Annotated in this window: 15 protein-coding genes and 1 other RNA gene; 2 read left to right on the forward strand and 14 right to left on the reverse strand. The window is 40.2% G+C overall.

The window, feature by feature from the left end; translation table 11 throughout:
* Positions 1 to 6: 6 nt before the first annotated feature.
* The 6 genes from I6F66_RS14990 to rpsF form a co-directional block, all read right to left on the reverse strand.
* Entirely contained in the window at positions 7 to 489 is a 483-nt protein-coding gene (locus I6F66_RS14990; RefSeq protein ID WP_010554893.1) for a hypothetical protein, read from the reverse strand.
* Positions 476 to 1024 carry an RNA polymerase sigma factor gene (locus tag I6F66_RS14995; RefSeq protein ID WP_165727257.1) on the reverse strand — a complete coding sequence of 183 codons (549 nt, stop codon included), beginning with the start codon at positions 1022 to 1024 and terminating at the stop codon, positions 476 to 478. The genes I6F66_RS14990 and I6F66_RS14995 overlap by 14 nt, the downstream gene beginning before the upstream one ends.
* A gap of 430 nt (positions 1025 to 1454) precedes the next feature.
* Positions 1455 to 1907, reverse strand: a complete 453-nt coding sequence (gene rplI / locus I6F66_RS15000; RefSeq protein WP_002962755.1) for a 50S ribosomal protein L9 — start codon at positions 1905 to 1907, stop codon at positions 1455 to 1457.
* A 35-nt stretch (positions 1908 to 1942) separates the two neighbouring features.
* Positions 1943 to 2170, reverse strand: a complete 228-nt coding sequence (rpsR, locus tag I6F66_RS15005) for a 30S ribosomal protein S18 (RefSeq protein ID WP_007378475.1) — start codon at positions 2168 to 2170, stop codon at positions 1943 to 1945.
* 12 nt (positions 2171 to 2182) lie between these two features.
* Positions 2183 to 2500: a primosomal replication protein N gene (priB, locus tag I6F66_RS15010; protein ID WP_004588456.1), complete on the reverse strand. Its 318-nt coding sequence runs from the start codon at positions 2498 to 2500 to the stop codon at positions 2183 to 2185.
* A gap of 43 nt (positions 2501 to 2543) precedes the next feature.
* On the reverse strand, positions 2544 to 2885 hold the full coding sequence (gene rpsF / locus I6F66_RS15015; RefSeq protein ID WP_007378473.1) for a 30S ribosomal protein S6: 342 nt from the start codon (positions 2883 to 2885) through the stop codon (positions 2544 to 2546).
* A 377-nt stretch (positions 2886 to 3262) separates the two neighbouring features.
* On the opposite strand from rpsF, the gene I6F66_RS15020 reads away from it, so the two are divergent.
* The gene (locus I6F66_RS15020; protein WP_197209439.1) at positions 3263 to 4462 is read left to right on the forward strand and encodes an alpha/beta hydrolase-fold protein; all 1200 of its coding nucleotides are present in this window, start codon (positions 3263 to 3265) and stop codon (positions 4460 to 4462) included.
* A gap of 268 nt (positions 4463 to 4730) precedes the next feature.
* Here the strand turns inward: I6F66_RS15020 and I6F66_RS15025 are convergent, their stop codons facing one another.
* The 5 genes from I6F66_RS15025 to I6F66_RS15045 all read right to left on the reverse strand — a co-directional run bounded on the left by I6F66_RS15025 (position 4731) and on the right by I6F66_RS15045 (position 11112).
* Entirely contained in the window at positions 4731 to 6632 is a 1902-nt protein-coding gene (locus I6F66_RS15025) for a S9 family peptidase (RefSeq protein ID WP_165722081.1), read from the reverse strand.
* 197 nt (positions 6633 to 6829) lie between these two features.
* On the reverse strand, positions 6830 to 7996 hold the full coding sequence (locus I6F66_RS15030; protein WP_101216069.1) for an FAD-dependent monooxygenase: 1167 nt from the start codon (positions 7994 to 7996) through the stop codon (positions 6830 to 6832).
* Entirely contained in the window at positions 7993 to 9180 is a 1188-nt protein-coding gene (gene ubiH / locus I6F66_RS15035) for a 2-octaprenyl-6-methoxyphenyl hydroxylase (RefSeq protein ID WP_197209440.1), read from the reverse strand. Before ubiH ends, I6F66_RS15030 begins: the two co-directional genes overlap by 4 nt.
* A gap of 15 nt (positions 9181 to 9195) precedes the next feature.
* Positions 9196 to 10518, reverse strand: coding sequence for a Xaa-Pro aminopeptidase (gene pepP, locus I6F66_RS15040; protein ID WP_197209441.1), 1323 nt, complete (start codon positions 10516 to 10518; stop codon positions 9196 to 9198).
* A gap of 30 nt (positions 10519 to 10548) precedes the next feature.
* On the reverse strand, positions 10549 to 11112 hold the full coding sequence (locus I6F66_RS15045; RefSeq protein ID WP_007587323.1) for a UPF0149 family protein: 564 nt from the start codon (positions 11110 to 11112) through the stop codon (positions 10549 to 10551).
* Between the two features lie 193 nt (positions 11113 to 11305).
* On the opposite strand from I6F66_RS15045, the gene ssrS reads away from it, so the two are divergent.
* Positions 11306 to 11488: non-coding RNA, 6S RNA (gene ssrS / locus I6F66_RS15050), on the forward strand.
* 186 nt (positions 11489 to 11674) lie between these two features.
* Here ssrS and I6F66_RS15055 read toward each other — a convergent pair.
* From I6F66_RS15055 to I6F66_RS15065, 3 genes are read right to left on the reverse strand one after another with little or no spacing between them, the layout of a single operon-like run.
* Positions 11675 to 14758 (reverse strand): efflux RND transporter permease subunit, encoded by a 3084-nt coding sequence (locus I6F66_RS15055; RefSeq protein ID WP_024589701.1) that lies wholly within the window; start codon positions 14756 to 14758, stop codon positions 11675 to 11677.
* Positions 14755 to 16071, reverse strand: coding sequence for an efflux RND transporter periplasmic adaptor subunit (locus I6F66_RS15060; protein ID WP_197119257.1), 1317 nt, complete (start codon positions 16069 to 16071; stop codon positions 14755 to 14757). The genes I6F66_RS15055 and I6F66_RS15060 overlap by 4 nt, the downstream gene beginning before the upstream one ends.
* Positions 16061 to 17476, reverse strand: a complete 1416-nt coding sequence (locus I6F66_RS15065) for an efflux transporter outer membrane subunit (RefSeq protein ID WP_197176295.1) — start codon at positions 17474 to 17476, stop codon at positions 16061 to 16063. Before I6F66_RS15065 ends, I6F66_RS15060 begins: the two co-directional genes overlap by 11 nt.
* Between the last annotated feature and the right edge of the window lie 741 nt (positions 17477 to 18217).

Consider the following 18217-nt stretch of genomic DNA (forward strand, 5'->3'; position numbering starts at 1 on the left):
GTACTCCTAAATGTGCTGCCAACGTGGCGCATGCACCTTGTTAATTAAATCAAGTTGTTGTTGATATATTTGCGCTAACATTGTTAGTAGCGCTTGGTTTTGTGGCTCATTTTCAAGAACTTGCTTTATTGCTTGCTCTGCGTTTTCAAGCTCTTGTAGCTGCGTTTGCCAGTTAGTGGTCAATGCTTCTTTATTTTCATATTCAACCAACAAACTGTTTTTTTGCGCCGAAAAGTAATCACTTATAGCCACTACGGGTTGTGGTTCTGGCGCTATAACAAATAAATTTACAGCAATTAAAGCCGCTAATGTGCAGGCAGCTATTGCTGTTAGTTTTGGCCAAATAGCAGTGCCTTTTAGGTCCTGCTTATTACTAACCATTGCTCGCTCAATTCCCGCCCACAGGTCTTTTTGTGGCGTAATGTCTTTATCAAGTGTGTTTAATGACTCATTTAAATAGTCGTCAAAATTTGGTTTATTCATTTTCATACCACTCTTGTAGTAGCTGCCTAGCACGATGATATTGCGACTTACTTGAACCAACAGCCATACCTAACTGATCGGCTATTTCCTCGTGCCTGTAACCTTCGATTGCAAACAACACAAACACCATACGTGCGCGCTCAGGAAGCCTTACTATTAATTTATCGAGACCATTTAAGCCTTTGCAGTCATTAGCTGATTGCTCATCCATACCGCAGTGTTCAATGCTCACTACTTTTTGCAGCCAATTTTTTTGCTTGCGTAAGTAGTTAATCGCAACATTACTGGCAACGCTGTAGAGCCAAGTAGAAAACTGCGAGCGACCGTCAAATTGCGCTATTTTACGCCATACCTGTACAAACACTTCTTGGGCTGCATCTTCAGCATGCGCTTGGTCCGCTAATAAGCGTAAACATAAACCGTAGACTCGTTTTATATGTAACTCATAAAGCGTTGTGTATGCGCCTTGATCACCTGATTTAACTCGCTCAATGAGTTTAGCTTCGCATAAAGGCGTTTGTTCGGGTTTAACGTGTAACATCCGTGATGCCGCCTTTTAATTATTATTATTGAGTTAGTGTATTGATAAGTTAGACGTAATAACAGTTCGAAAAGGTTTAAAGGGAATAAAAAAATAATTGAATAAAAAAGGGGCTTGTACGAGGCTTTATACCAATTCGCTTAATTAAGTGATCTATTTTGAGGATGGAAAAACGTGTTGATAGCTAGACAAAAAATTCGCTATTTAGTTGTTCTCGGCAATTGCTCCTGCATTGCTCTACCTTCTGCATCCACGCAGTCGTAAATGAGAATTTTTTAACACAGGTAGCGACACGTTTAGCCCCGCAAAATGATTAAGTATTATTGCGGATTGGTATTATTTAACTGTGCCCTTAACTAATTAAAGTCAGCCAAATTACAGACACAAAAAAGCCGTGCTAATAGCACGGCTTTTGTCGCTTAATTAAAAATTAAGCTTCAGCGATTACGATTACTTTAATAGTAGCCGTTACGTCTGAGTGAACTGAAATTGATACGTCAAATTCACCTGTCTCACGGATAGTACCTAGAGGCAAACGAACTTCTGACTTAGCAACTTCAACACCAACAGCTGAGATAGCGTCAGCGATGTCACGAGTACCGATTGAACCGAATAACTTACCTTCGTCACCAGCTTTAGATACTAATGTAACTTCTGCTAATGCTTCTAGTTTTTCAGCGCGTGCTTGTGCAGCAACTAACTGTTCAGCGATTTTCGCTTCAAGTTCTGCACGACGAGCGTCAAACGTTTCAATGTTAGCTTTAGTCGCAGGAACTGCCTTACCTTGAGGGAAAAGGAAGTTACGTGCGAAACCAGATTTAACTACAACCTGTTCACCTAGGCTACCTAGGTTAGCGATCTTATCTAGTAGAATAACTTGCATGTTTCTACACCTTTTAAAAACTGTTAATCCGCTGCTTACTTATGTAAGTCAGTGTATGGAAGAAGGGCTAAGTAGCGAGCACGCTTAATAGCAGTTGCTAGCTGGCGCTGAAATTTAGCGCTAGTACCTGTGATACGGCTAGGTACGATTTTGCCACTTTCTGTAACATAGTTTCTAAGAGTAGCTAGATCTTTGTAATCGATTTGTTTTACGCCTTCCGCTTTAAAGCGGCAGAACTTACGACGTCTGAAATAACGTGCCATGAGATTAATTCCTCAAATAATTCTTTCTATATGCTGAGCATGCAAAACCAATTGGCTAAGGCCGTTACGACCTTCGTGGCGATTTAAAAAACCACTCACTTGCAATGCCTGCCCAACGTGCAAATGTTGAGTCTGTTGTTGCATTTGCTTTCCACTGGCAACTACCTGAAGCCTCACGTAACTATTACGGTTAAGGTCTGCTTCGGTTTGCATCGATTTATGTTCTACAACAAAAATACAATGCGGGATGCCAGCAGGGCTTTGACTAAACTTGGGAGTTTTACAAACTACCCCAGATATAACCAGCTGATTCATATATGGGCTAACCATTATAGTAACTGCTGATTACATGCCATGCTAGGACTCAAAACAATTAAGCAGCTGGTGCTTCTTTCTTCTCTTCTCTTGCAAGAGGAGACGCTTCAGTTTCAGCAGTTTTAGTGCGGATAACTAAGTTACGAAGCACTGCATCGTTGTAGCGGAAAGTAGTTTCTAGCTCGCTGATTACTTCAGTTGGTGCTTCAACGTTCATAAGAACATAGTGAGCTTTATGAAGCTTGTTAATTGGGTAAGCCAATTGACGACGGCCCCAATCTTCAAGACGGTGGATAACACCACCAGCTTCAGTGATAGAACCAGTATAACGTTCGATCATACCAGCAACTTGCTCACTCTGATCTGGGTGAACCATGAATACGATTTCGTAATGACGCATGGATATTCCTTACGGTTAATAGAGCCTTCTACCGTTTCGGCCGGTCGGTTTAAGGCAAGGAATTAATAGTTTAAAAGCCGAAATGAGCGCGCATTTTACGCTTAGACGGATAATTAAGCAAGCAGGTTTTTTAAGCTTTTATGGATAAGAGTTAAAAGGTAATTATTACGAGCTTCGCTCGTCGCGTCAGCAAGCTGCTCGCCTACCGCAAAAGTTAAGCACAGAGTGTAATATCTCTTGTAGAAGCCGAGCTTACTCGCGTGAAAAGCGATAGCTTTTAATTGCTTAAGTTTTATGTTTACCCCGAAAATATAAACATTTACTCAAGCTTAAAGCCGTGCAATTATTAAGCAATACATTATTAAATAAGGATATTTATGAAGCTCTTACTATCGCTTGTATTAATACTTACTTTTAGTACACCATTTTTAAGCCACGCAAAAACCAATACAACTGACATAACCGTTGGTAAAAAAGTCATTCTGCAGTCAAAAATACTTAACGAAGACAGACCCATTAAAATTTTCATACCTGACACTGTAAAAGACGATCAGCCGCTTTATGTTATTTATTTACTTGATGGTGTTGAGCACTTTCATACGGCGTCTGGTGTTATTAAATCCCTTGTTGATTACGAGCAGATACCTAACGCAATGCTCGTTGGTATTGATACAACTAACCGTGTTCGCGATTATTTACCCAAAGTAGAAGGCGAGCCTAAAACAGAGTTTCAAACTTTTGTTAAAAACAAATGGCCTGAAGCTGGGCAAACCGACAAGTTTTTAAACTTTGTGTCTGATGAACTCATGCCTTATATAAACAGTAATTACTCAACTAACGGCTACAACACCTTAATTGGCCACTCTAATGCAGGTACTTTGGCGCTTTATACTTTAGTTAATCAGCCTGAGTTATTTAATAACTATATAGCTATAAGCCCAAACAGTTGGTGGAGTGATGAGGAATTGAAAAATAATATTATAAAATACACTAAAAACCCTAAAGGTGATCAGGCGTTATTTATTAGTGTAGTAAGCGAAGGAGCACGCTTTTATACAGGCGTATTAAATACTTTGGTAAATTTAGAACAACAAACGCCCTCGCAGCTTAAATGGGAATATAAGCATTACCCCGCTTTTACTCATATGGACACCATACTACCAGCGCTTAGCGATAGCCTAATTCGCTTATTTAGCGACCTAATATTTAAGGTTACTGACGAGCACGGAAAGTTTGCTGATGTATCGCTCATTACAGGTTATTACCAAGCACTTAGTGATAAGTACGGGTTTGAGCTTAAAATTCCACAAAATGTTTACGTAGAGTTTGCTCATAGCCAGCAAAAGTTTGGTAATACAGCTAAAGCTATTACAACGCTTAAACACTTTACTACCGATTACCCAAATGCAACTTATTCTCACATGCGTTTATCGCAAGGGTACACTGCAGACAAACAGTTTAAAGAAGCCGTTACCAGCATGAAACACGCACTCGAGCTTGCTAAGCAAAACTCGCGAGATCCAATGTTAGTTGATGCGCTCAAAGATATGGTGAATGAAGCACAAGAGAATTTGTAACTGATTTAACGCAAAGCGCTTTTTAACTAACGATAGTAATTACGAGCTACGCTCGTCGCGTCAGCAAGCTAAACGCCTACAGGTAAAATTAAGCTCAGTGTTAAACTTTGCATGTAGACGCCGAACTTGCTCGCGTGAAAAGCGCGGCTTTAAATATGTTCAAAACTATTTTAAAACAAAAAACCGATGTTTAAACTAAGCATCGGTTTTTTATAATAACTAGAAAATTTAAAATAGGTTTCGAGTTAAAAAACGCTCACTCATTTATTTACAAGTGTTTTTTAAGAAACTCAGTAACCTCTTTGTATTGTACTTTTAAGCTTTCTGGGTCATCAAAAAAGTGTGTTCCGTCATCAATTTCAACATACTTTATATCTAAATTTCGCTTTGCTTTATCATAAAAATATTTTGATTGTCGATAGTCAACTCTCGTATCTTTTGTCCCATGGATAAGTAAAAGTGGGGCTTTAATTCGGTTAATCATATTGATTGCCGAAACCTCAGATAATGCATCAACGGCTTTACTATCAGTCATATCAACAATATTACCTAGGTAGGCATCTTGTCGCTCTTCATCTTCAACTAACCCTTTTAGATCCGATATTCCAGAAATACTAATAATACATTTAAAGCGATCGGGCTCTTGCCATGCAGCTGTTAATGCAACATAACCACCATAACTTGCGCCATAAATACATGCATTATTTTTTGATGTTAATCCGGTTCTAGTAGCCCAATCCATTGCATCATATACATCTTGTTGCATACGTTTACCCCACTGATAATAACCATCAGTTTCAAAAGCACTACCAAAACCTTCTGAGCCCCTGAAGTTCACTTGCAATACCGCATAACCTAAACTAACTAAATATTGAAGCTCTCGATTAAAGTATTTGTAGTCTCGACTATGAGGTCCTCCGTGAGGCATTACAATTAGCGGCGGAGTTTTAATCCCTTCTGGTTTTGTAAAATAGCCTGAGATTTCAGCTCCATCGCTCGCTTTAAAGCTATAGTTTTGCACTGGTACAAATTTATTACGTGCTAAATAAGGAAATTTAGATAACCAAGCGCCGCCCTTCTTTGTGTTTAAATCAAAATAATAATAAGTAGGGCTGACTGAATCACTTATTACATTAACAAGAATTCGTGTTCTATCTTTACTGCGGCTAACAATACTAGCTTGCTTATCACCAAATAAATTAGTAACCATAAGCTCTTGCTTACCGTCTACCTCTGAAAAATAATGGCTCTTGTAGAAATCATCATAGTAGCCAACCCCTATAAAATCGCCCTCACTATTAACGATTGCATTATTTATATCGTATTTATCATTGCTATAAACAAGCTCTTCAAACTCCCCTGACTCGATATCATATGACCATAAAGCTTGTCTGTGTAATACACGATCAGAAAGGACGTAAGCTTTTGTACCATCTTCATTAAGGCCTTGGATGGAGAAAGTACTATCTTCACCCAAAATATGGGTATGAATCATTTTTAATGCTTCATCTTTCTTTGCTCGATACCATATTGAAGCAATAAACTTATCATCTTTTTTATCAATTGCGATCCCCAGGCGTAAAACTCCCTTAGGGTCTGCATACCAACTTCCAATATTTTCTTTATTCCTCTGAATTTTATCAAAACTAGAATCACCTAATTCAACTTTAAAAACAGAATAAGCTTTATCTTTTTCATCAAACGTTGACACTAGCGCGAAATCTGGCTCATTTTTAAGTGAGGAAACGAGTCTGAAACTCTGATATCTATACCACCTATATTCAGAAAAACGTCGCGTAGTTAGCATTTTACTTTCATTGGTTTCAACATTGATCGAATATAACCTTGAAACTCTCATGTATTGACCATTGACATATTCAGGGTAACTAGCAGAAACAATGATATATTTATTACCTGACCAACGAATAAAGTCGACTCTGTCTTTATCTTTTTTGAGACTTGCTAATATATTGAATTCGATACTAGGAAATTTAGCTAAACTGATAGTAGGACCTTCAGCAGTATTATAAAGTGTTGCTATCATTTCTCCATTTGGCGATATTTGTGGTTGCTCTACCATTGGAAGTTTAGCGTAAGACTCCCACGGTTTATCTTTTGCATGAACTACAGACGCAGTTAATAAAAAAAATAAGAGTGTTATTTTTAACATTTATTTCTTCCTTAAAATTTAGTAAAAACTTTTTATCATATTTAATGTAAAAATAACAAAATTTACCGAAAAAACATACAAAGTAAGTACTTAATTTATTTTAATAAAAAACCGATGCTTAAATTAAACATCGGTTTTTTATTAAAAGCAAATAACTAACCGCTTTTCTCGTTGGGTTTTGTTTCACTCAACCTACATCACTTTCCTATCGCTTCTTTGGCGAACAGGTGCTTGATTGGCCCAAGATTATCAACTAATGATAGCCCTACTCCACGAATAAGTTTTTTAACTGGGTTTGCACCTTCAAATAACTCTTTTAGCCCTTGCATCATAGCTATGTGCTTTTGTGCATCGAGCTTACGAGTGCGCTCGTAATCGCGCAGTGTGCGAGTGCTTGCAAACTCCTTGCTATCGCTTGTCAAAAGCTCAATTAAATAAGCCGCATCTTTTAGGCCTAGGTTCATACCAAGCCCTGCAAGTGGATGGATTGTATGTGCAGCGTCGCCAATGAGTACCACTTTGCCTGAAACCCATTGCTGGGCGTAGCGCATTTTAAGTGGGAAAGCAGTGCGCGCACTTTGCACTTCACACAGCCCGCATTGACCATCAATTGCAGCCATTACGGCTTTATTAAAGGCGGTGTCGTCCATTGCTAATAATTCATCACAATGATTGGGGCTGGTAGACCACACAATTGAATGAGTATGCTCATCGCTCAATGGTAAAAACGCGAGTGGCCCTGTTGGTAAAAAGACTTGGCGTGCGGTGTTTGCATGTTGCTCTTTAGTTTTAACTGTCGCGACTAGCGCATGGTGATCGTAATCTTTAAAACTAAGCGCCATATTAAATTGTTTACGTATAGCTGAATTTGCACCATCAGCCGCCACCAGCAGTTTTGCAATAATTGGCTCGCCGCTTTTAAGTGTTATAAATACATCAGATTCGCTTTGATGTATTTGCTGATACTGTGTATCAAACATTAGTGTTGCACTGCTTTGTTGCTCTAGCTCTTTTATAAGCGCAAAGCGGATAATGTCGTTTTCAACAATATGGCCTAAATGTTCAAGCTCAAGTTGCTCGTTATTAAACGCTATTTTGCCAAAGCTGTCGGCATCACGTACATCCATATGTGTATAAGCGCACGCTCGCTGTGCGATAATTTCGGGCCATACGTTTAATTGCTCAAGCAAGGTTTGGCTTGCAATGCTTAACGCACTTACACGCAAACCATATTCGTCAGTTGGTAACGCTTGTGTTGGTGCGCCGTCGAGTACAACGACGCTTATATCGGCTTTTGCCAATCCAAGTGCTAGTGTTAGCCCTACACAGCCGCCACCTACAATACAAACCTGTGCTTGCTTCATAAACGCCTACCTTGTTTAACTTGCCCCATTAACTGTTTAGCTAATGGCGCTTTTAATGCGGGAAATAAATCCATCGAAAACAACCCAATACTACGCCCCAATGCGAGCACTCGCGATGAGTTCGAAAAAAGCCTAACAAGTGCATCGGTTAAACTCATTACGGTTTTTATATCATCACTGCGCTTTTTTGAATATTCACGTGTAAACGCATAGCTGCCTAAATCGTGTTGGCTATTTGCTATTAAATTACTAAGTACTTGTACGTCGCGAAGACCTAAATTAAAACCCTGCCCTGCGATAGGATGAATCGCATGTGCAGCATTACCAATAACCACTGTACGGTGCGCAGTTAAAGACTCAACTTGCCCGTAAACGAGCGGGTAACTCGTGCGCATGCCTACTTTAGTAAATTGACCACCGCGATAACCAAACGCGCTTTGCAGGGCACTTAAAAAGCCTTGTTCACTGAGTGCCATGTATTGTTCAACCTGATCTTGGCGCATACACCACACTAACGAATAACGGTTATTGCTCATGGGTAATAACGCCATAGGCCCGTTTTGTGTAAAACGCTCAAAGGCATGATTATTATGCCCACCAGCCACTTCTACATTAGCAATAATTGCGCCTTGTTCATAAGGCTGGGTATTAAAACCAAGCCCAAGTAAACTACGTGTTGGTGATTGTGCGCCATCAGCAATAACCAATAGCTTGGCGTTTAATTGCTCGCCGCTTTGTAAGGTGAGTGTATTGCTATGCAAAGTTTGCTCAATGGCAATTACGCTATCGGGGCACAAAAGCGTAATATTTGACTGCGTTAAACGCAGGTGAAGCGCTCGGCCAAAAGGGTTAACTTCTACTACGTAACCAAGTGAGGGCTTAGCAAATTCGTCGCAATTAATGTGCGCTTTGCCAAAATGGCCTCTATCAGACACGCTCACTTTTTTGATTGCTGCGGTGTAAGGGGCATTTTGCTCAAATAAATTGAGGCTTTGTAAATACTCTACCGATTGCTGAGCAAGTGCAATGCTTCTGTCGTCAAAGCTTGGGTGGTAGTCGCCGGTTACTTGATTAGCTTCTACAACGGCAATATTTAACGCGGGATTAGTTTTAGCCACACTTAATGCGCAGCTTGCTCCCGCTAAACCACCGCCAATAATAACTACATCAAACTGCTTAGCCACTTTACTCTCCGAGCTTTATACGTTTTTAGCACTTTGCATAAGTGCTTCTATATCGCTAATTTTTTTAGGTACGCTTAGGGTCAAGTTTTCATGGCCGGTTTCGGTAACTAGCAAGTTATCTTCGATACGAATGCCAATGCCTTTGTATTTTTGCGGTGCGCTTGAGTCTTCGCTTATATAAAGCCCTGGCTCTATGGTGAGTACCATACCCGGCTCAAATGCACGCTCAGCGTTATTTACTTTGTAATCGCCAACATCATGTACATCTAAACCAAGCCAATGCCCAAGCCCGTGCATGTAATATTCTTTACACGCACCTTTTGCCATTAGCTCGTCAAAGTCGCCAATTAAAATACCTAAGTCGAGTAAACCTTGGGTCATTACTTCCATTGCTAGTTTATTAGCATGCGACATAAACCCGCCGGGTTTTACCTCATCAAAAGCAACTTCTTGCGCTTTAAGTACAATATTATAAAGCGCGGCTTGCTCTTCGCTAAATTGACCATTTACCGGAAATGTACGCGTTATATCAGCAGCGTAACCTTGTAACTCACAACCGGAGTCTATAAGTACTAGGTCACCACTTTTTAAAACATCGCTATTTTGTGTGTAATGTAAAATATTGGCGTTGTCGCCACTACCAACAATTGTGCCGTACGCAGGATGAGGCGCACCATTCATTGCATAATGATGATGTAGCTCTGCTTCTAGCTGAAACTCTGTGGCACCCGCATGCGAATAACGCATAGCGCGCATGTGCCCTCGCGCACTAATTTCACAGCCTTCTCGCATAACATCTATCTCGCTTGGCGATTTAAACAAACGCATTTCATGAATAAGGTCGCGTATTTCTTTTAAATTACTCGGTGCTTTAAGGCCTTTTCGAGAGCCACTTCGAAGCGTACCTAGTAACGAAAACACTTTGCTATCAAATGAGGGGTAAGCACCTTGTGCAAAATAAATCGCATTTTTTGCATTTAGCATATCGAGTGTTTTATCGTTTAATTCACTTAGCGGGTAAGCTTCATCAAACAGGTAGTCACTTTTAGCTTTATCAAAGCCAACTCTGCGGCCATGCCAAATTTCTGCAAGCTTGTCTTTATCTAGGCAAAATAAAGTACTGGGTGCATCGCTGTTATTACAGAGTACAAGTACGGCGTCGGGTTCGTTAAAGCCAGTTAAGTAAAAAAAGTCGCTATCTTGTCTAAATGCATATTCGGTATCGCGGCTGCGCGTAACTTCGCTCGCAGCGGGAATAATAGCAACGCTATTTTCATCCATTTGAGCAAGTAAGCGCTCGCGACGTGCTTTAAATTCTGACTTTTGTACTTCAACCATTATTAACCAACCCGTTTTGCTTTTTAAAAGTTAATGAAGTGTTTTTTTAGTACTTTGCGTGCTTTGCTCTTTACCAAGCTCTGCAAAACAAAGTAGTGCTGATACACGCACATATTCAATCACTTCGTGCAGCGCTTGGCTGTCTTCTTCGGTTTCTTCAAAAGTAGTATCTAGGCGAGTGATTTCGCTAAAGTCAGTAATAACTTCTTTAACATCGCTCGATAGTTTACCGTAGTCTTTTTGCTTTAAACCAAAACCAAGCATAAAACCCGCTACCCATGATACGAGGCCATTAGCCTGATCGATGAGTGTTTCGTCGTCGCTTGGTAAAAATAAATCAAACTGAAATTCATCATCATTAAAGCTCGCGACTACTTGCTTATAAATAGTGCCAAAAAACTGCTTTAAATCGTTACTAAACGATTCACCATCGTTAAACACATCGCTCAAAAGGCCTAAGTATTCTTTGTCGTCAATGGTTAAACCACACGCAAGTAAACCACTAATCACACCATGCGCTTCGGCAGGTGATACAAATATTTCGTTTTTTTCTAAAAGCAGTTGAGCTTTTTCGTAATCGGGTAAATCGTTCATAATCGAATCTTCGCTTTGCAAGTTAAGGCAATGCTACCACTCGATAAAAAGCAACTCCAATTAATTGTATGATCAAGCTCAAAAACCATGCGATAAAGTAAATGATGAGTTAAAGGTGCGGAAAAACTAAGCGAACGGTTTAATTTTTTACGTTTGGGGTTTAAGGATTGGATTATGTCTTATATACTTAAATTGTTCCCTGGGGTACCGGAGCTTAGTTAAGTCCCTGAGCCGATAAATTTTATACCAGGGTTTCTGTTCGTCTACTATTGTGCAGGCTCGGCATGTACCGAGAAGCCTACGGTAAACCGCAGATTCCCGCCCTGAAACCTTCTGGTTTCAGGACTGAAACCGAGTACCGTATCTTGGGGAACACCTTTTTAGCAAACCCTCGCCTTTAAAAGGCTTTATCAAAAAAAATTAACCTTCCTGTTTATTCTTATATTTATCTAAATTTTTTATTCACTTATCTTCAATTGTCTAATATTACTTTTTAGCTTATAAAAAAGCCGCAGGTAATTGCTTACCTACAGCTTTAATAATCACGTATTTAAGAGTGAAGTTATTTAAACCAACCTTGAAAACGCTCCATTAGCATGTAGTTTATTGGTACTAACAATAAGGTAATAAAGGTAGCAAAAATAATCCCAAACCCTAAGCTCACCGCCATTGGTATTAAAAACTGTGCCTGAGTCGCTTTTTCAAACAGCAATGGCATTAAGCCAATAAAGGTCGTTAAACTAGTTAGCATTACAGGGCGAAAACGTGATGCACCTGCAATTTTTATAGCATCGAGAACTTTACCACCTTCACTGCGCTTTTTATTAATAAAATCAACGAGTACAAGCGAATCATTTACCACCACCCCGGTTAGCGCAAGCATACCGAGTAAACTCATAATAGTTAAGTCCATTCCCATAATCCAATGTCCTACCACAGCACCTATCATGCCAAATGGAATAACACTCATTACTATGATTGGTTGTAAGTAAGATTTAAGCGGTATTGCTAATAGCGCATAAATAATAAAAAATACAAACACAAGTGCCCAAGCCAACGAACCAAACGACTCTCTTTGCTCTTTAGCCTCACCTTCTAGTTTGTAATCTACTCCAGGATATTGCTGCATTAACCCATCTAAATACTCCGTTAGGTCAGCCTGCAGTATGGTCATGTTGGTATTATTTTTTTCGATATCGGCTGTTACGTTTAATGTGCGGTAACGGTCTATTCGATTAATAGTTGATGGACTTTGCCCAGCAGTAAGTGTTGCCACGTGCGATAAAGGCACTGAGCCTCCATCAGGCGTATTTATAAGTATGTTTTGTAGGTCAGCTACAGAGCGGCGCTCATCTATAGGTAAGCGTACCATTACACGTACATCGTCTCTGCCTCGCTGAATACGTTGTGCTTGCGAGCCAAAAAACGAGTTACGTACTTGCCCAGCTACATTGACTCTATTTAAGCCCAGCGCTAAACCTTGTTGCGTAAGCTCTATTTGTAACTCTTCTTTACCGTCGGACATACTATCGGCAATATCAAATACCGTTGGATAGGTCGATAAACGGGTTTTAATGTGATCAGCCACGTCTTGTAAAATAGTCAACGAAGTGCCGCTAAGCTGAACATCAATTGGGTCTGAACTTCGGCCAATTTCGGCTCTAAACGTTAAACTTTCGGCACCTGGAATGACTCCAATTAAATCGCGCCATTCGCTGGCAAGTTCTCGTGATCCTATGTCTGATTCACGCTTTTCAGCCGGTGTTATTTCAAAGCGTACAGAGCCTGAATTAGATACACCACCACGCCCGCCTGTTGTGGCTAATATATTTAAAATAACGCTTTCGCCAGTATCTGGATCGCGGTACTTTTCTTGTAATTGCTGCGCCTTTTGCGACATGTCAATTACGTATTTATTCGTTACTTCAAACGGTGTACCTGTTGGTAGTGTTAAGTTAACGCGGACTGTTTCGCTTGGTATGCGCGGGAAAAATACAAACTTAGTCCAACCGCTGGTGATCATGGTTAAAATTATAACAAATACACCAATAAACAAGCTTACCGAAGCCAATTTATGGCGCAGTGCTAAATTTAAAGTGGGTTGATAGTATTTTAAAATCGCGTTTTCAAATCCATCTGCAAAACGCTGTTGAATAACATCAAACTTTGAAGGTTCGCCTTTTTCGTGGCGTAGTTTTATATATTTTAAATGTGCTGGTAGTACAAATTTAGATTCAATCAATGAAAACAATAATACCGGAATAACCACTACCGGTATTTGTGCAAACAAGGCACCACGCGCCCCTTCAATAAAGGCCAAAGGTAAAAAGGCAGCAACGGTAGTTAACACACCAAATGTTACTGGTGTTGCTACTTCCTGAGTACCTAAAATTGCGGCTTGCTCGCCCGACTTAGCCGTTTTTAGGTGGGTGTAAACGTTTTCGCCGGTAACTATGGCGTCATCAACAACAATCCCCAGTACCAATATAAAGCCAAATAAGCTCATAATATTAAGGGTTACGCCAAAAATAGGCATAGCTATAAACGCGCCCATAAACGAAACCGGAATACCAATAAATACCCAAAATGCAATTGCAGGGCGTAAAAACAAAGTAAGTAAAGCGAGTACTAAAATACCGCCTTGTAAAGCATTGGTAGTAAGGGTCGAAATACGACTTTTAACCAGCTCCGAATCATCATCCCAGTAACTTAATTCAAACCCTTGTGGGAGAGAACTTTGTTGCTCTTTTATGTAGTTTTTAACATCGTCAGCAACTGTAATCGCACTTTGTGGACCAATTCGATATACGTCGATAAATGCAGCTTGCTTACCATTAAAGCGAGTACGTACTGGTGTTTCTTCAAAATCGTCTTTTATAGTCGCTATATCACCTAAGCGAATAATAGTGCCATCGGCTTGGTTTTTAACAACAATGCTGGCAAATTCATCTTTACGATATGCTTGCCCTTTAGAGCTTATAAGTACGTCCCCGCCTTCTGTTTTTAAGTTACCAGCAGAAATATCTGAGCTTGAGTTAGAAATAGCACTCGATATTTGTGCCAAGCTTAAATCGTACTGACGAAGAATATCTTGGCTTACTTCAATGGCTATTTCGTAATCACGAACGCCACTTAGCTCTACCTGCGTTACATTAGGTAAACGTAGGATTTGATCGCGTACTGTTTCTGCGTATTCGCGGGTTTCTTTTTCGCCATAGTCACTCGATACGGTAACCGCGATAACTTCACGAATTCGCTCAGCAAGCGCTACTATCGGCTTTTCAGCATCGGCTGGAAAAGTGTTAATTGCGTCTACACGACTTTTTATATCAGCTAAAAGCTCACGAGGGTCGTAACCGCTTTCCACTTCTATTGTCACAGAGCCTGAACCTTCAGAAGAGCGACTAAATATTTGCTTTATGCCCTCTAAATCTTGTACGGCTTCTTCTATTCGTATAGTTACACCTTGCTCTACATCCTCTGGTGTTGAACCACGCAAACTTACATTTACGCTTATCATGTCAGTTTCGAATGAAGGAAATACCTCAAGCGGTATTTTGCTTGATAAGCTAAAAAGTCCCGACAGTAACAGCGTTACTAGCAATAAGTTAGCAGCAACATGGTTTTTGGCAAACCAAGCGATCATGGCTTATCTCCTTGCTTTGCTGCGCGGCGTTTTTTTAGCTCTTCAACACTAATACCCTGCTCTTTTGCTTTTTGCTCAAGCTGCTCTGGCGTCGGGCGCTTTCCTTTACCTTGCCCATTAGATCCTCGGCTTTTAGGTTGCTCTGTGCTTTGTTCGCCTAAAATACTTACCTGAGTACCAGAACTCACTTGCCCTAGTGGAGTAATAACCAGTTTATCATTTGGATTTAATCCCGTTTTTATCATCGCTTGTGTCGCATTTTGCCAAGCAAGTGTAATGTCTTTACGCTTAAGTACCCCCTCTTCAACAACATAAACATACGTCCCTTGATAAATAGTACTGTTAGGGATTATAAGTGCGTTAGGAACTGTTTTACCGGTAATTTGCGCCTTTATGTATTGCCCTATTTTTATCGGGTACTGGTTATTAGCCGTTGCTTTATATGGGTCGTTAATTTTAGCAACTACGTAAAGCTGTTGTGCACCTTCATCTATAGCACCTTCGGTACGCGCTAGCTGCCCTTGCCACGTTTGCTCACCCACTAAGTCAGAGGTAAATTTAACAATTGAACCTGCTTGATTTTTGGCGCCATCACGATATTGCTCTGGTAAATTTACGAACGGAAGATCTTTATTTTTAATCGGTAAACGAATCTCTACGCTATCGATTGCGTAAATAGTGGCAAGCTGGGTATTGTTAGTAACAACTTGCCCCAAATCAACACTACGGCTAAGTATACGACCCGCATATGGCGCGGTTACTTTAGTGCGCTCTAAATCAAGCATGGCTTTTTCAAGTACTGCTTGCGCCGATAAAACTTCTGCTTCGGCTGCTGCAAGTTGTGGTTCACGCAGTACTAAGCTGCTTGCCTGATTTGAGCCGCCAAGGCGTTTCCAATCAGTAATAGCTTGTTGTCCACGCGCTTTTTCTTCTAATAAGCCTTGCTCTGCGGTTAATAAATTGGCTTGAGCAGATTTAACTTCAGCTTGATGATCTCTATCGTCTAGCTTTAAAAGTACGTCGCCCTTTTCAAAAAAGCCGCCTTCTCTAAAGTCATCACTTACTTCAATTATTTGCCCAGATGCCTGAGCAACTAATAAACTTTGTGTACGTGGTTTTACCGTACCGTAGCTATCAATCATCACTTGGTAATTTTGTGGTTTAAGCTCAAGCGCAGCCACACTTATTGATGCTTTAGGAGGTGAGCCAAAGCGTTTAGCCTCTGGCGGATTACCTTTAATAAACATAACAATTAAAATAGTGGCAATAATAACCACCGCTGGAATAATAATTTTTGCTGTTTTAGTTTTCATCATTATTGCTCTTTAGTTCACTTGAGGGCTTTGCAAAATCACCACCAAGGGCAACGTGTAAGTTAATTCTGTTAGCTATTAATTGGTTTTTAATGTCGATTAAGGAGCTTTGTGCATCGAAAGACCTATCTTGTGCGTCAAGCACCGTAGTGTAAGTTACCAAGCCACTTTGATATTGCTCAAACGACAACTGCTCTGCTGCAAGTGCGTTTTCTTGCGCCTCAAGGGTGCTGCTATATTGTGATTTAAGAGACTGCTGCTGTGAAATCGCATTCTCTACATCACCAAATGCATCGTAAAGCGTTTGCAAATAAAGTTGCTCTTGCTTTTGAGTATTAAGGCGCGCTATTTCTTCGTTCGCTTTTAAGCGTCCGCCTTCAAAAAGTGGTGCCGAAATACTACCTAATAACGACCATGCAAGACTTGATGGAGAAAACAAGTCGCTTACTCTGTCGGTGCTATCACTTAAAGAAGCTGTTAAATCTAAACTTGGAAAGCGTTGCTTGTGCGCATACGCAAGTGAAGCGTCGGTGGCTAAAAGTTCATACCAACTTGCTCGCAGCGTAGGTTTACGTGTTATAAGTTCAGAAGGTAAGCCTAGTGGAATATCGGTATTAATAACTGGTAAGTCGCTACTAGCAGTAATGGCACCTTTTGGGTATTCACCCAGTAAACGCTCAAGTACACGTGCTGAAGCCGATAGGTTCGCCGTTTGAGTGGCAATGCGAGCGCGTTCAGTATTGAGCTCATTACGGGCTAAATATACATCGAGTGCTTCGTTTATACCTTGGCGGTAACCCGATTCTATAATATCAAGGCTTTGCTGGGCATTCGCTTCTCTGCGTTTAAATAAATCGAGTAGTTGTTGCGATGTTACAACATCAAACCAACCTGTTGCCACATCAGCCACAAGCTGTTGTTTAGCTTGCTCAAACCTTGCCTGCTGCGCTAAGTAGTTAAGATTAGCTTCGCGTTTTGAATCAGATAGCTTACCCCATAAATCAACTTCGTATGTTAAATCTAAACTTACGGAGCTTGCGTTATCGTAGCTCACTGGGCGGTTGTCTTTACTGCGACTTGTACGTGTTGATAAATCTAGGCTAGGCCAAAGTGCCGCGCTCGATACAATAAGTTGCTGCTTTTGAATTTCTACATCGTAGCTAGTTTGCAAAAGCTGTTGATTGTTTTTAAGTGCTTGCTGCACAAATTTGTTAAGCGTAGGGTTTTGTAATTGTGTAAGCCATTGCTCTTGTACTTTTAATACCGAGCTTGATGCTTCTTGCTGCCATTGCTGTGGCATATTATTAGGCGCTTGCATGCGCTGCGACGAGTTAAAATCACTCGCACAGCCGCTAAGCAGCATCACACTAATTGCCAATAGGGTTGGCTTGCATTGCCAAATCATAATTAAACCTAAATTACTGCTATTTATGAACGTAATTCAAGCACTTTGGCAACTTTTGCTCAACCTACTTTACATAACATTACATAGCTAGCGATGAACTAACATAATAGCCAGTTATACGGTAAAAATGAGCAAATGATCAGCAATTTTTAATAATAAAAAATTAACTTTTTGTAGTGTGTCTAAGAGATTATACCAATTCGCTTAATTAAGTGATCTATTTTGAGGTAAGAAAATCGTGTCGATAACAAGGCAAAAATTTCGTTATTTTTGTCTTATATCAGAAATTTTTAACGCAGTTAACGGCAGATTTAATTACTCAAATTAATTAAGTATTATTGCGGATTGGTATTAGACATATAGAAACAGAAAAGCCCCGCTATAAGCGAGGCTTTTAAATAAATGGTGCCGACTAACCGAGTCGAACGGATAACTTATACAGACTACTGATTACAAGTCAGTTGCTTTAAGTTACTGGAATAAATGGTGCCGACTAACCGACTCGAGCGGGTAACTTATACAGACTACTGATTACAAGTCAGTTGCTTTGCTCTTAACTATGGGTATTTTTAATTCTCAAGTTGAAAACAAAAAAGCCTCGCTATAAGCGATAACACCATTCAGTTAAGCATGTTTTGACTTAATGGTGTACCGAGTTTTTGAAATTCGAACGGTCCTACTTTTGGGCCGTTTTCTTTTTTCTGGAAGAATATAACGTTTCACTCGTTCTCGCATTGCCCT

The organism is Pseudoalteromonas sp. NZS100_1 (assembly GCF_015864285.1).
Classification (GTDB): domain Bacteria; phylum Pseudomonadota; class Gammaproteobacteria; order Enterobacterales; family Alteromonadaceae; genus Pseudoalteromonas; species Pseudoalteromonas arctica.